This is a genomic window from Sphingobium sp. MK2, assembly GCF_040170545.1.
GTDB lineage: Bacteria > Pseudomonadota > Alphaproteobacteria > Sphingomonadales > Sphingomonadaceae > Sphingobium.
Map to the genome: position 1 here is coordinate 18,934 of NZ_JAZDXA010000013.1, position 12,807 is coordinate 31,740.

Sequence of the window (12,807 nt, forward strand, 5' to 3'; positions counted from 1 at the left end):
CCCCTGTCAAAACCGGGGGTGCCCAAATCCCCGGCTGGTCGGTTTTGAGACGCCGACCGATGCGCAAAACCGTCAGGGTTGCGTCGGACTGGCACCCTGTTGCTGCGCGGCCTTTTCTTCGGCCTTCACCCGTGCCTCGATCTCTTCGCTGTCCGCATCAATCGTGGACAGGCGCTTGGCGCGCTCGGCCTCGACCAGATCCTTCCAACTGGCATTGTCGAGTGCCTGGCGCTCAGCCTTGGCGAGCCGGGCGAGTTGGGCAAAACATCCGGTCGCCCCGCCGCCGCCCGATGGCGAGCAGCTTTCCGTGCCGGAGCGTCCGACATATTCCATCGAGCGCACCCGTTCGCCCCAGGCCTGGTTGCTCGGCTTATTGGGGTCGCCGCGCAGCGGTTCGGGGATGCGATAGCGTTCCGCCTCGCCCTTGCGCGCGCAAACGACGATTTCGTCGCCCTGGCTGGGCGGGCAGGCATCCTCGCCATAGACGATGACGATATTGACCTTTTCATTGTTCGGATCGGTCACGGCGGTTGGCGCTGTCGGCTGTTGCGCCATGGCGGGGACGGCGGCGGCCAGCAGCGCCAAAGCTGCGATCATCGGGGTCTTGGTCATTCGTCCGTCCTTTTCAGATGCGCTTCGACAGCGCGATGGCGGCCCGGCATCCCAGACGGATCGCGCCGAATAACAAGGGATAGGCTGGTGCCTGTTCGGCCCCATGCGCCAGTGCGGCGTCACGATGCTCGACTTCCTCTGCCTGGAAATCCGCAATGGCCTCGGAGAGTTCCGCGTCATCGGTGCCAAGTTGTTCCAGTTGCTCGGCATAATGACGGTCGATTTCGGTTTCGATGGCGGCGGTGCAGGCCATGGCGGCCTTTGGGCCGATCGCGGCGGTAACGGCCCCCAGCGCGAAGCCAGCGACATTCCAGATGGGAGACAGCGCCGTGGGGCGCACGCCGCGCCGGGCGATCATGGCGTCGAACGCGGCGCGGTGGCGTTCTTCCTGTGCCGCCATGCCTGCAATGATCCGGGCATAGGGGTGGCGGTCGCCCATCACCGCCAATTGCCCCGCATAGATGCGGGTCGCGCCATATTCGCCGCCCTGATCCACGCGCAGCATGGAATCGCGCGCATTGTCGGTCAGGCGTCGGCCGGGGCGGGGAAAGTCGTTCGATCCGCTCATGCGTGACGTCCCTTCTTGCTCAACAATGCCAAGATGGCGACCGCGCCACCGACCGACAAGAGGCCATTATAGCCCGCGAGCGAGATGCCCAGCAGGCTCCAGGGCGCAACGTCGCAGCGGGTGATCGGCGTCGCCATGATCTGCGTCAATATGTCCGACGCGCTGCCGCCGGTGGGCGTGGTGGAGCAAGCGGTCAGCCCCTCCCACCAGCCATATTCGACCCCGGCATGGAACAGGCCGATGCCGCCGCTGATCGCGATGGCCATGGCGGCGAGTGCGGTGAAGGCAGCGCTTGTCCGGGGCGTCGCTTTCGTCGCGAAGGCCAGCAAGGCCAGCGGAATCGCGGCCATGTGCGGATAACGCTGCCACCAGCACATTTCGCAAGGGTGCAAGCCGCCAATATATTGGGAGGCATAGGCACCGCCAAGGAGCGCCACGGGCAGCAGCAGCGCAAGGGCGCGGGCAAGGGGAAGTCTGCTCATTCCCCCTGCTTAGACACACCGGCACCTTTCGTCATGCTGAACTTGCAGGCGAAGCGGCGGCCGGACGGGATAGGCTATTTTCCGGCTGGCTTGCGCGCCGCCGCCTGCGCCTGGGCGATGGTCGCCCCCGGCGTGCTGGCAAGGCGCGCAATCGTCTTGAGCGCATAGTCGAGCTGGAAATCCTCGATGCCCTGCTTTTTCAGTTCCTCGGCGGACAGGGCAAAGCGCGGATCGTCCTTGGCGTCTTCTTCCAGCCCCTTGTCGTCCGCCTTGATCTCGTTGATCAGGTGACGGCGCAGGTCGCTTTCGCGATATTTGGGCCGGTTCTTATAATCCGGGTCCGACAATTGCGGCACGCGGATATCGGGCTGGATGCCGCCTTCCTGCACGCTGCGGCCCGACGGGGTATAATAGCGCGCGGTGGTCAGTTTGAGCGCGCTGGTATTGCTGAGCGGCAGCATCGTCTGCACACTGCCCTTGCCGAAGCTGCGTTCCCCCATCACCAGACCGCGCCGCTGGTCCTGCAAGGCACCCGCCACGATTTCCGAGGCGGAAGCGGACCCTGCATCGACAAGCACGATCACGGGCAAGCCCTTCGCATCGTCACCCGGCTTGGCATAATAGCGTTCGACATCGCCCTTGGCCCGGCCGCGCTGCGACACGATTTCGCCGCGTTCCAGGAAGATGTCGCTGACGGTCACCGCCTCGTCCAGCAAGCCGCCCGGATTGGAGCGCAGGTCAAGCACATAGCCGGTGGGCTTGTGGCCCAGGCTCTTGTCGATGCTGCGGATCGCCTGGCGCACGTCAGCGCCGGTATTGGCCGAGAAGCTGACGATGTTGATGACGCCGATATTATTCTTCACTTCCCATTTGACGGGCTTCAACTGAATGATCTCGCGCGTCAGGGTCAGGTCGATCGGCTTGTCGCGACCAGCGCGCACGATGGTCAGCTTGAGCGCGGTGCCCGGCGCGCCGCGCATCTTGTCGACCGCTTCGTCCAGTGTGCCGCCATAGATGAGCTGCCCGTCAATATGGGTGATATAGTCGCCCGACTTGATGCCCGCGCGCCATGCGGGCGTGTCCTGCGTCGGCGCGATGACCTTGACCGCGCCATCCTCCTGCGTGACCGACAGGCCCAGGCCGCCATAGCTGCCCTCGGTCTGGGTGCGCAGATTCTGGAAATCGCGGGCGTTCAGGAAGCTGCTGTGCGGATCGAGGCTGGCCAGCATCCCGTCGATCGCGCCCTTGATCAGCTTTTCATCGTCGACCTTCTCGACATAGTCGCTGCGGACCTTCTGGAACACGTCCATAAATTCATCGAGCGCCTTGTAGCTCGACGCCTCCCCCGCCGCGAAGGTCGCGGTGGCGGCGGGAATGAGCGCAAGCGCCCCAAGCGCAAGGGCGCCATGGAGGAAGGTCGATTTCATGGGCATCCTTGGTTCCGGCATCGTCGTCCCACCATAAGCCGATTCGCGTCGCGACGCAAAAGCGCGTTTCGACCAATGTCGCGCAGTGTCGATGAGCGTCGGGTTAATGGGGATTCCTCACCCCAAACCCACCAGAGGTACGATGTCTACCGGACGCCCATTGCGGCGTAGTTCGATCGTCACCGTCGGGCGGCCCTGGCCGGTGATGCCGACGGGGTCGCCCTGCCGCACCGTGTCGCCGACTTGTGCGGTAACCCGGTGCAGGCCGGTGATCAGCGTGGTCCAGCCTTGGCCATGGTCGATGATCAATATCTGACCATAGCCGCGATAGGGGCCAGCAAAGGCAACGCGCCCTGCGGTCGGCGCGACGGTCTGGGCGCCGGGTTGTGTCACGAGGCTGAGGCCGCGTGATCGCACGCCGCCGTCATTGACTTCGCCCATGCCGGTGACGAGCTGGCCGATGACGGGCAGGCGGTAGGGTGGGGGGCCGCTGGCCGCGCGGGTGGTTTCGGGCTGGGGTGCGCCGACCTGATCGGGGCGATCGGGGCGAAGCAGCGGGCCGGGGAGGGCGGCGAGTCGTTCGCGCAGGTCGCCCGCTTGCTCCAGCCGGTCCATCAGATCGACGATGTCGCGGGCGCGTTCGCCAAGCGCCAGCGCGCGTTCGCTCTCCAGCCCGGCATTGGCACGATAATCACGCGCGGCGACGCGCTTTTGCGTTTCCAACGTGGCGAGCGCGGCCTGGCGTTGACGGCGGTCGGCCTGCGCCTGTGTCAGCGCACCGGCAGCCTGCTGCGCGGTGGCGCGCAGGGCGCGGCTGCGGGCGAGTTCGGCCCGCAGGCCTGCCGTGCGTTGCTGGATGACGGGCAATATCTGCCCCAGCACCGCGCGCATATGGACCGCGTCGGTGATTGATCCGGGTTGCACCAGCGTTAGTGCCATCGGGCGGCGGGCCATCATTTGAAGCGCGGCGGTCAGGCGCACAACCGGCTCCTGACGGGCTGCCAGCCGCGCAGCCTGTGTCCGTTGCATCCGCGTGATGATGGCGATGCGGGCCTGGGCCGCCTGAATGTCCGCCTCGGCCTGCTGGATGCGGGCGGCGGTGGCGGCGGCGCGGCGGCGGGCCTGTTCGGCGTCGTCGCGCGCGGCACTGGCCTGTTGCTCCAGCCGGGCGGAGCGATCACGCGCTTCGTCCGACTGGCGGCGGGCGGCCTTGAGCGCTGCCTGTTCCTGCGCCAGCGTGGTGCCAGCCGTGCCGGGCAGAATGATCGCCCCGTCATCGGCAGCCGTCAGGCGCGTGGCGGCCAGCGCCAAAAAGCCGCACAGTGCGCCGCTGATGATCGTCCCCCGCTTCACGCGGCTATCCTTCGCGATGATAGGGGTGATTGGCAAGGATGGAGCAGGCGCGCCACAATTGTTCGGCCAGCATCGCGCGGGCCATCATATGCGGCCAGGTCATTGCGCCAAAAGCGATCAGAAGGTCGGCATTGGCCCGGTCGGCATCGTCGAAGCCATCCGCCGCGCCGATCAGGAAGCGGCATTCGCGGGTGCCCGCGTCGCGCCAGCCTTCCAGCCGCCGGGCGAACGCCATCGAGCCAAGCTGCCGTCCCTTTTCATCGAGCATCACCGTCACGGCGCCGGGCGCGGCAGGCGGCAGCTTGCCGCCCCGGTCGGGCATTTCGGTGATCTTGTGCGGCATGGTCAATCGCTTGACATAGCGGTCAACCAGATCGGCTTCGGGCGATCGCCCTATTTTTCCGCGCGCGATGATGTGGAGGAGCATGGTGCTCCCCCTAGCCTGTCACCGCTCGACTGTCGAAGGCTTCAGGCTGTACCGGCGACCGGCGCATCGACAAAGCCCCACATGCGTTCCAGATTGTAGAAGCTGCGCACTTCGGGCTTGAACAGGTGAACGATCACGTCGCCCGCGTCGATCAGCACCCAGTCAGCGACCGGCAGCCCTTCGACCCGTGCCGAACGGCCGGTTTCCTTCTTGATCCGTTCAGCCAGATGCTGGGCGATCGCCGCGACCTGGCGCGACGAACGACCGCTGGCGATCACCATATAGTCGGCGATGCTGCTCTTGCCTTCGAGGGGGATGGAGATGGTTTCCTGCGCCTGGTCGTCGTCGAGCGACTGCATGACGAGGGCGTGCAGGGCGGCCACGGTATCGGCCGATGCGGCCGTGTCGTTGGCGGGATGAGGTCTGGTCAAAAAGGCTCCATTCTAGATCACTAACCGGCGCGTGAGCGAATCTCGCACACACGATGTTTCATATTCGCGATGCCAGAGGGGGTCCGCCTGCCGAAGCAGGGTCGCCGATCTTGGATCAGGGCGAAAGCGCAAAAGCACGAGCGCCGGTGGTCTCCAATTCGTCCAGTCTGCACTCTGGCGCGGGGACCGGACGAAGCGCCGCAGCCAGCTCATGGCCGCAGAGCCATGGGCACTGCTATCATAGCCCGGACGGGCGATCACGGCAATGGGCATTTGCCGGGCAATGCCACGCCAGTCGCGCCAATCGCTAAATTGCGCCAGATTATCGGCACCCATCAGCCAGATGAAGCGGTTTTTGGGATAGCGTTGCGCCAGCGCGTGGAGCGTGTCGATGGTGTAGCGGGTGCCAAGATGCGCCTCGATAGCGGTGGCGCGAATCGGCGCGCGGCGGGCGACTTGCCGGGCGTGGGCGAGGCGGGCGGGGAGCGGGGCCATGCCCGCGCGCGGCTTGAGCGGATTACCGGGCGAAACGAGCCACCAGACCTCGTCCAGACCGAGCGCCTGTGCCGCGAACAGTGAAATGGCGCGGTGGCCGCCATGTGCCGGATTGAAGGAGCCGCCCAGCAGGCCGATCTTTGTCATGGCTCTTGCCATGCCAGCGGAGAAGCAGGGGGGCAAGAGACGGGCAGCGCGCCTTAGCGGCTGAGCGCCGCCTTATGCGGCATGGGATAGGGGATGCGATCCAGTTTGGCGATGAGGTCGGCAAAGGGATGGTCGGCCTCAAGCGGCCTCGACCGGCGCGGCATGTCCGGTTCGACAGGCACCGGGCGCGACGGGGGCGCACGCCTAAAGATCAATCGCTTCCACATGATAGTCTCCGACCCTTGTCTCTCAACCCTTACGGCTTTGATTTTCAAGGCTTCATACAGAAGAGACGCAGGCGGAGGGTGGTTGGTTCCCTAGCGCTATTCCGCTGCGTCGGACAGGGCGCGCAGCGCTTCGGGCGATGCGGGCTCGCGGACCAGCGCCTCGACCGGGCCAAGCTCGTCCAGTTCCTTGCCGCCGGTCTCGATATTGAGGTCGCGCAGCTTGCGCCCGGTCACCAATACCCGGCCCTCGAAACTGCCGACGAAGGCGTTGTAATCCCCGACCGCGCCATGGAGCCGATTGCCCAATTTCTTGAGCGATCCGGCGGCGGCGGCGAGGCGTTCGTATAGCTGCTTGCCCAGTTCGGCGACTTCGCGCGCCTGATCCTGCAATTTCGCTTGCCGCCACTGGCTGGCGAGCGTCCGGGCGAGCGGCAGGAAGGTGGACGGACCGCAGATGATGACGCGGTTGCGCGCGGCGCGCTCCCACAGGTCCATGTCCGCTTCCAATGCGGCGGTGACGAAATTGTCGCCCGGCACATACATGATGACGAAGTCGGGCGCCTTGTCGAACTGTTCCCAATAGGCCTTGCGCCCCAGCGCGTCGGCATGGGTGCGCATCGCGCGGGCATGGTCGGCCATATGCGCGTCGCGCAATGCCGAATCGACCTGATCGACGGCGTTCAGATAGGCGACAAGCGAGCATTTGACGTCGACCACCATCTGCTGGTCGCCGGGCAGGTTGATGATGAAGTCGGGGCGCAACCGGCCGTCTTCGACCGTAACCGATACTTCCTCGCTGAAATCGACATGGGCCGACAGGCCGGCGGCCTCGATCAGATTCTTGAACTGCTGTTCACCCCAGCGGCCGCGCGTCTTGGGCGCGGCGCGCAGCGCATTGACCAGCTTGGCGGTCTCTTCGCGCACCTGACCCTGGCCGACATGTACCTGCTGCACGGCTTCGCGCAGTTCGGCATAGCTGCCCACACGGTCCTTTTCGACCCGCTGCAATCCCTCCTCATAGCGTTTGAGCGTGGTTTCGACGGGCGAGAGCAACGTCTTCAATTGCGCCTCGCTCTTCTCGTTCGCCTGCGCAAAACGCTGGTCGGCACGGTCGAGGAACGTCTTTTGCGCCTCGCCCAGCAGCTTGCCGCCAATCTCGCTGAACTGGGCGGAAAGTTGTTCCTTGGCATCCTTGAGCGCGGCGATCTGCGCTTCGAAGGCTTCGGCGCGCGCCTGGGTATCGGACTGGAGCGCGGCGAGTTCGCGCAGGGCCGCCTCGCGCTCTGCCTGCGCCGCCTCGAAACGCTGCTGCGCACTGGCCTGGATCGCGTCGATGCGCTGTGCTGAGGCAACCTGCGCGGCGTCGAGCCGGGCGATCTGCGCTTGCGCCTGCGCCACCCGCTCCTGCTCCACCGCCAATTCGGCGATCGCGCCGTTGCGCTGCGCACTGGCGACTTCCAGCCGCGCGGCAAGGTCTGCCTTCTCCGCCGCCAAGGGTGCCAGCATCCGCCCGCGCAACAGCCACCCCACCGCCAGCCCGACGAGCAATGCGACCAGAATTAGAAGGGCGGAAAGGCTGTCCATAAATTTCCCTTTGCAGAACGAAAAGGGAACTTAGCGGGGGGAGGGGGTGGGGGCAAGGGGGATGGGGGCATGATTGGCTATGCGGGCGGGCGTAGGTTGCAACTGGTCCAAAATGAAAATTTCCGAAAAATGGAGGCTTGAAGTTGTTTCGGCTGCGTCCCACATTAGCAATCCCTCGGTATGAGGTTCTTCACGGCGGCGACTTGGAATATCCGGGAGACTGCTTCGGAGCAACATGGGTGACTGCATAACAGTTGACCATGATGCTGCTTTGGTTGGTGACTGGCGCGAAAGCGCAAGGCAGCCGAGGGTAGTGTGAAGGACCCACGGTTATGAAGATGAAACTTCGTTTCGTTCGTTACTGTGGCCTCGCCTCGGGTATTCTGGCTAACGTGCTGAAAGGTGCGTATTGGCTCATGAAGATCCTGGGCGAGGTCACCAACTACGATGCGAAATTTATACGGCCATCATTTCCAGTTAAAGCCGGGTACTCGCGTTTACGTTCCCACGAATAACGGTCGGGCACGCGGCGGTGAGATTAAACGCGACGTGGAAATGCGTTGGGCAGCGCCCAAGAACTTCTTCCATCTGCGTGATGGTGGGCACGTCGCTGCGGTGAGAATGCATCATAATGCACCTTGGGTGGCGTCGTTGGACCTGCTTCGTTTCTTTGATCAAATCAGCCGTAGCAAGATTTTCAGGTCGGTGAAGAGGCTCGGCTTCACCCAAAGCGAGGCATGGGAAATCGCTTGCGATAGCACAGTCGATAAGGTCCCTCCCGCTAGGTCGTTCAGCGTCCCCTTTGGCTTTGTGCAATCGCCGCTTATCGCCTCTCTCGTGTTGGCGCATTCCGCTCTTGGTCGGTGTATTGAGCGTCTCAGGAGAGAGGGAGTGGCCGTAACCGTATATATGGATGACATTACAGTCTCAGGTGACAGCGAGGCGATGGTTGGCACGGCAATCGCCCAACTGACTGATGCCGCCGATCTGGCGGGATTTGCTTTCAATCCAGAGAAAACGCAGCCCGCGTCAGCGGTCGTGACAAGCTTCAATATTGAGTTTGGCTCTGGGGCGATGGCTATCATCCCTGAGCGTATGGATAAGCTGGAAGAGGCATTCCTTGAAGGGAATGAATATCAGCAGCATGGCATATACGGATATGTTGCGAGCGTGAATCAAGGCCAGCTTACCAAGCTCGTTCCGTAGCGATCTTGGGTGTTGTCGGCGGCGCTGTTAGACATGCGTTAGATGAAGCTAATGGGCGCCACTGACGCTGTCAGTGGATGTTCGCTAAACCATTGCTTTTCCGAAAATCTTGGTCGGGACGAGAGGATTCGAACCTCCGACCCCCACACCCCCAGTGTGATGCGCTACCAGGCTGCGCTACGTCCCGACCGGAGGAGCGCCTTTAGAAGGGGTTTGGGCAAGTTGCAAGGGATTCGATGCGGGCTTTTGGCGGCCGCTGACGATTCCCTAATCATATTGCCTCCGCCCTTGCATCTGTGGTAGCCGCCCGGCCTTGATAGGCGGGCGCTCCCATGCGTTGCGCGGCCAACTGACATATAGGCGAAAGTCCCACTCATGTTCATATCGACAGCCTTTGCCCAGACCGCTGGCGGGGAAGCCTCCGGCGCCGGAATCCTGGTGCAGATGGCACCGCTGGTCCTGATCTTCGTGGTCTTCTATTTCCTGCTGATCCGTCCGCAGCAAAAGAAGATGAAGGAGCATAAGGCCAAGATCGACGCGGTGAAGAAGGGTGACCAGGTCGTCACCGGCGGCGGCCTGATCGGCAAGGTCGTGCGCGTCGATGACATCTATGCCGATGTCGAACTGGCACCGAACATGAAGGTCAAGGCGGTCAAGTCGACCCTGACCGACGTGATCGACCCGACCACTGCCAAGCCCGCGAACGACTGACCCCAACGATGCTCAATTTCTCGCGTGCGGCGGTGATCGCGATCATCCTGCCCCTGTTGATTGGTGTGCTGTGCGCGGTGCCGAGCTTCCTGCCCGATTCGGCTGTAGCCCGGCTGCCCGGTTTCATGCAGACGCGGGTCAATCTTGGTCTCGACCTGTCGGGCGGCAGTCATCTGCTGCTCGAAGCCTCGACCCAGGATGTCGCCAAGCAGCGGCTCGTCAATATGGAGGAGCAGGTTCGCACCGAACTGCGCCGGGCTGACCCGCGCATCGCGATCGGCGATATCTCCAGCCGTGACGGGAAGCTGAGCTTCATGGTGCGCGATCCGGCGCAAGTGGATGCCGCCGTCGAGCGCATCCGCCCGCTGACGCAGGGCGCGGGGCTGACCGGCCAGCGCGATTTCGACGTGGCGGTGGTCAACAGCTCCACCATCACGATCACGCCGACCAATGCGGGCATCGACAATGCGGTCAAGAGCGCGATGGAAGTCGCGACCGAAGTGATCCGCAAGCGCATCGACGAAATGGGCACGCGCGAGCCGACGATCCAGCAGCAGGGCAGCAACCGCATCGTGGTGCAGGTGCCCGGCCTTCAGGACCCGCAGGCGCTCAAGGATTTGCTGGGGCAGACCGCCAAGCTGGAATTCAAGCTGGTCGATACGACCGCCAACCCCTCCGAAGTGGCGCAGGGCCGCGCGCCGGTGGGCAGTGAAGTGCTGCCCTATCTCGACAATCCGTCGGGCGTGCCGCTGATCGCGGTCCGGCGGCAGGTGATGGTGTCGGGCGAGGATCTGACCGACGCGACGCAAGGCTATGACCAGAATAACCAGGCGATCGTCAACATCCGCTTCAACAGTGCGGGTGGCCGTAAATTCGGCCAGGTCACGTCGCAAAATGTCAATCGCCCCTTTGCGATCATTCTGGACGGTAAAGTGCTGTCGGCACCCAATATCAATGAGCCGATCCTGGGCGGCAGCGCACAGATCAGCGGCAATTTCACGGTCGAAAGCGCCAACCAACTGGCGATCGCGCTGCGGTCCGGTAAATTGCCGGTCGCGCTGGCGGTCGTCGAGGAACGCACGGTCGGACCGGGGCTGGGGGCGGATTCGATTCGCGCGGGCCTGATCGCGTCGATCATCGCGGTGGTTGCGGTCGCGATCTTCATGTTCCTGAGCTATGGTCGGTTCGGCATGTATGCCAATCTGGCCGTTGCCATCAATGTGGCAGTCATCCTGGGCGTGATGGGCATATTGGGGGCGACGCTGACGCTGCCCGGCATTGCCGGGTTCGTGCTGACGATCGGCACCGCGGTCGACGCCAACGTGCTGATCTATGAACGGATTCGCGAAGAGCGGCGGCGCGGGCGCAATGTCGTCCAGGCGATCGAACATGGCTATAAGGAAGCCAGCCGCACCATTTTCGAGGCGAACGTGACCCATGCCATTGCAGGCGGGATCATGCTGGCGCTGGGGTCGGGGCCGGTCAAGGGCTTTGCCATCGTGCTGCTGATCGGCATTGCGACCAGCGTGTTCACCGCCGTCACCTTCACCCGCATGGTCGTCGCCAACTGGGTGCGCCGCACCCGGCCGACGGACATCCATATATGATCGAGGTGACACCCCTCCTTCCGTTCGCCCTGCGTTTGTCGAAGGGCACCACCGAGCATAGCGAGGTGTCTTCGCCTCCGCTCAGACAGGGGCTTCGACTTCGCTCAGCCCGAACGGTATTAGGTCTTAGCGCATGAAACTTCTAAAGCTCGTCCCCGATAATACGAATATCGGCTTCGTCGCGATGCGGAAGTGGGCGTTTGCGCTCACGGCCCTGTTGACGGTGCTGGCGGTCAGCGCGACGGCCTATCGGGGTCTCAATCTGGGCGTCGACTTTGTCGGCGGCCTGATGATCGAGGCGAAATTCCCGCAAAATGTCGAAACCGACAAGGTGCGTGCGACCATCGGCAGGCTGGGCGTGGGCGAAAGCTCGCTCCAGCAGTTCGGCGATCCCAAGACGGTGCAGATCCGTTTGCCTCTGCCCGACCAGGGCGGGGCGGGCGCGGCCAATGCGGTGGTTGAAAAGACCCGCAACGCCATGTCGGCGCAATTTCCCGGCGTCACCTTCTCGCGCTACGACACGGTGTCGGGCAAGGTGTCGGGCGAGTTGATCCGCAACGGCATATTGGCGGTGCTGCTCGCCATCATCGGCATCGCGATCTTCTCCTGGTTCCGCTATGAATGGCAATTTGGCGTGTCGACGTTCGTCGCGATCGTCCACGACGTGCTGATGACGCTGGGCTTCTTTGCGGTGACGCAATTGGAGTTCGACCTCAATATCGTCGCGGCCGTGCTGACGATCGTGGGCTATTCGATCAACGACAAGATGGTGATCGACGATCGCATCCGCGAAAATATGCGCAAATATCGCAAGATGGACATGAAATCGCTGATCGACCTGTCGGTCAATGAGACGCTGCCGCGCACGGTGATGACGTCGGTGACGATCATGCTGGCACTGGGCGCATTGCTGTTGTTCGGTGGCCATGTGCTGCGCGGCTTCACGGCGGCGATGATGCTGGGCATCATCGTTGGCACTTATTCGTCGGTCTATGTCTCCTCTTCGCTGCTGATCTCGTTGGGCCTCTCGCCGATGTCGTCGGAGAAGAAGGCGGCCAAGGCCAATCTTGCCGCGCAGGCGGAGCGCGTCGGGCCGCGCGATGACGGGGCGAAGCCCTGAGCGGCGACAAGCGCATAGGGATAGAATTGCGCCGCGACGAGAGCGGGCAGGGGCCGATCGTCACCGGCTTTGCCGGGCGCGGTTTCCGCGTGCGCGACGATCTGTTTCCGAACGGTCTGTTGCTCAGCCCCACGCGGGCGATGGCCTGGGATGATGCGCCGACGATAGAGGCGCTGACGCTGGCGGCGTTGGGCGACCTGCTGGACAGCGATCCGCGTCCCGAATTCCTGCTGCTTGGTACAGGGGCCGGGCTACGCCAGCCACCGCGCGCCTTTGTTCGCGAACTGGAGGCCAAGGGAGTCGGCGTGGAGGCGATGGACAGCCGGGCCGCGGCGCGCGCCTGGGGGGTGCTGCGGGCCGAAGAACGGTCGATCGTCGCGGCGCTGCTGCCGCTCTGAAACGCGCGATTG

General features: G+C 63.7%; 15 protein-coding genes and 1 tRNA gene. 5 read left to right on the plus strand and 11 right to left on the minus strand.

All coding sequences use genetic code 11. The features are described from left to right. Positions 1-72: 72 nt before the first annotated feature. The 10 genes from V2I08_RS08145 to rmuC form a co-directional block, all read right to left on the minus strand. A complete protein-coding gene (locus tag V2I08_RS08145; RefSeq protein WP_349634656.1) occupies positions 73-612 on the minus strand; it encodes a hypothetical protein in 540 nt (179 codons plus the stop codon). Between the two features lie 13 nt (positions 613-625). Then, on the minus strand, positions 626-1,180 hold the full coding sequence (locus V2I08_RS08150) for a demethoxyubiquinone hydroxylase family protein (RefSeq protein ID WP_349634657.1): 555 nt from the start codon (positions 1,178-1,180) through the stop codon (positions 626-628). Then, positions 1,177-1,662, minus strand: coding sequence for a disulfide bond formation protein B (locus V2I08_RS08155; protein WP_349634658.1), 486 nt, complete (start codon positions 1,660-1,662; stop codon positions 1,177-1,179). The genes V2I08_RS08150 and V2I08_RS08155 overlap by 4 nt, the downstream gene beginning before the upstream one ends. A gap of 74 nt (positions 1,663-1,736) precedes the next feature. Then, positions 1,737-3,089, minus strand: a complete 1,353-nt coding sequence (locus V2I08_RS08160; RefSeq protein WP_310226649.1) for a S41 family peptidase — start codon at positions 3,087-3,089, stop codon at positions 1,737-1,739. Positions 3,090-3,206: 117 nt separating this feature from the next. Further along, positions 3,207-4,442, minus strand: a complete 1,236-nt coding sequence (locus tag V2I08_RS08165; RefSeq protein WP_349634659.1) for a peptidoglycan DD-metalloendopeptidase family protein — start codon at positions 4,440-4,442, stop codon at positions 3,207-3,209. Positions 4,443-4,446: 4 nt separating this feature from the next. After that, a complete protein-coding gene (locus tag V2I08_RS08170; RefSeq protein ID WP_349634660.1) occupies positions 4,447-4,869 on the minus strand; it encodes a 23S rRNA (pseudouridine(1915)-N(3))-methyltransferase RlmH in 423 nt (140 codons plus the stop codon). Positions 4,870-4,910: 41 nt separating this feature from the next. Continuing rightward, complete coding sequence (rsfS, locus tag V2I08_RS08175; protein ID WP_349634661.1) at positions 4,911-5,300, minus strand: ribosome silencing factor; 390 nt, start codon at positions 5,298-5,300, stop codon at positions 4,911-4,913. Positions 5,301-5,312: 12 nt separating this feature from the next. Beyond that, positions 5,313-5,942: a nicotinate-nucleotide adenylyltransferase gene (locus V2I08_RS08180; RefSeq protein ID WP_349634662.1), complete on the minus strand. Its 630-nt coding sequence runs from the start codon at positions 5,940-5,942 to the stop codon at positions 5,313-5,315. Positions 5,943-5,995: 53 nt separating this feature from the next. Beyond that, positions 5,996-6,124, minus strand: a complete 129-nt coding sequence (locus tag V2I08_RS08185; protein WP_349634663.1) for a hypothetical protein — start codon at positions 6,122-6,124, stop codon at positions 5,996-5,998. Between the two features lie 141 nt (positions 6,125-6,265). After that, positions 6,266-7,753, minus strand: coding sequence for a DNA recombination protein RmuC (rmuC, locus tag V2I08_RS08190; protein ID WP_349634664.1), 1,488 nt, complete (start codon positions 7,751-7,753; stop codon positions 6,266-6,268). A gap of 447 nt (positions 7,754-8,200) precedes the next feature. Between rmuC and V2I08_RS08195 the strand changes: the two genes are divergently transcribed. Continuing rightward, positions 8,201-8,959, plus strand: coding sequence for a reverse transcriptase domain-containing protein (locus V2I08_RS08195; RefSeq protein ID WP_349634665.1), 759 nt, complete (start codon positions 8,201-8,203; stop codon positions 8,957-8,959). 110 nt (positions 8,960-9,069) lie between these two features. Here the strand turns inward: V2I08_RS08195 and V2I08_RS08200 are convergent. Continuing rightward, positions 9,070-9,146, minus strand: a tRNA-Pro gene (locus V2I08_RS08200). A 188-nt stretch (positions 9,147-9,334) separates the two neighbouring features. Here V2I08_RS08200 and yajC point away from each other — a divergent pair. From yajC to V2I08_RS08220, 4 genes are all read left to right on the plus strand, one after another. Then, on the plus strand, positions 9,335-9,670 hold the full coding sequence (gene yajC / locus V2I08_RS08205; protein ID WP_037472426.1) for a preprotein translocase subunit YajC: 336 nt from the start codon (positions 9,335-9,337) through the stop codon (positions 9,668-9,670). Positions 9,671-9,678: 8 nt separating this feature from the next. Further along, positions 9,679-11,277, plus strand: a complete 1,599-nt coding sequence (gene secD / locus V2I08_RS08210) for a protein translocase subunit SecD (protein ID WP_349634666.1) — start codon at positions 9,679-9,681, stop codon at positions 11,275-11,277. A gap of 133 nt (positions 11,278-11,410) precedes the next feature. Next, the gene (secF, locus tag V2I08_RS08215; RefSeq protein WP_349634667.1) at positions 11,411-12,397 is read left to right on the plus strand and encodes a protein translocase subunit SecF; all 987 of its coding nucleotides are present in this window, start codon (positions 11,411-11,413) and stop codon (positions 12,395-12,397) included. 56 nt (positions 12,398-12,453) lie between these two features. Next, positions 12,454-12,795 (plus strand): Mth938-like domain-containing protein, encoded by a 342-nt coding sequence (locus tag V2I08_RS08220; protein ID WP_349634727.1) that lies wholly within the window; start codon positions 12,454-12,456, stop codon positions 12,793-12,795. Positions 12,796-12,807: the final 12 nt, after the last annotated feature.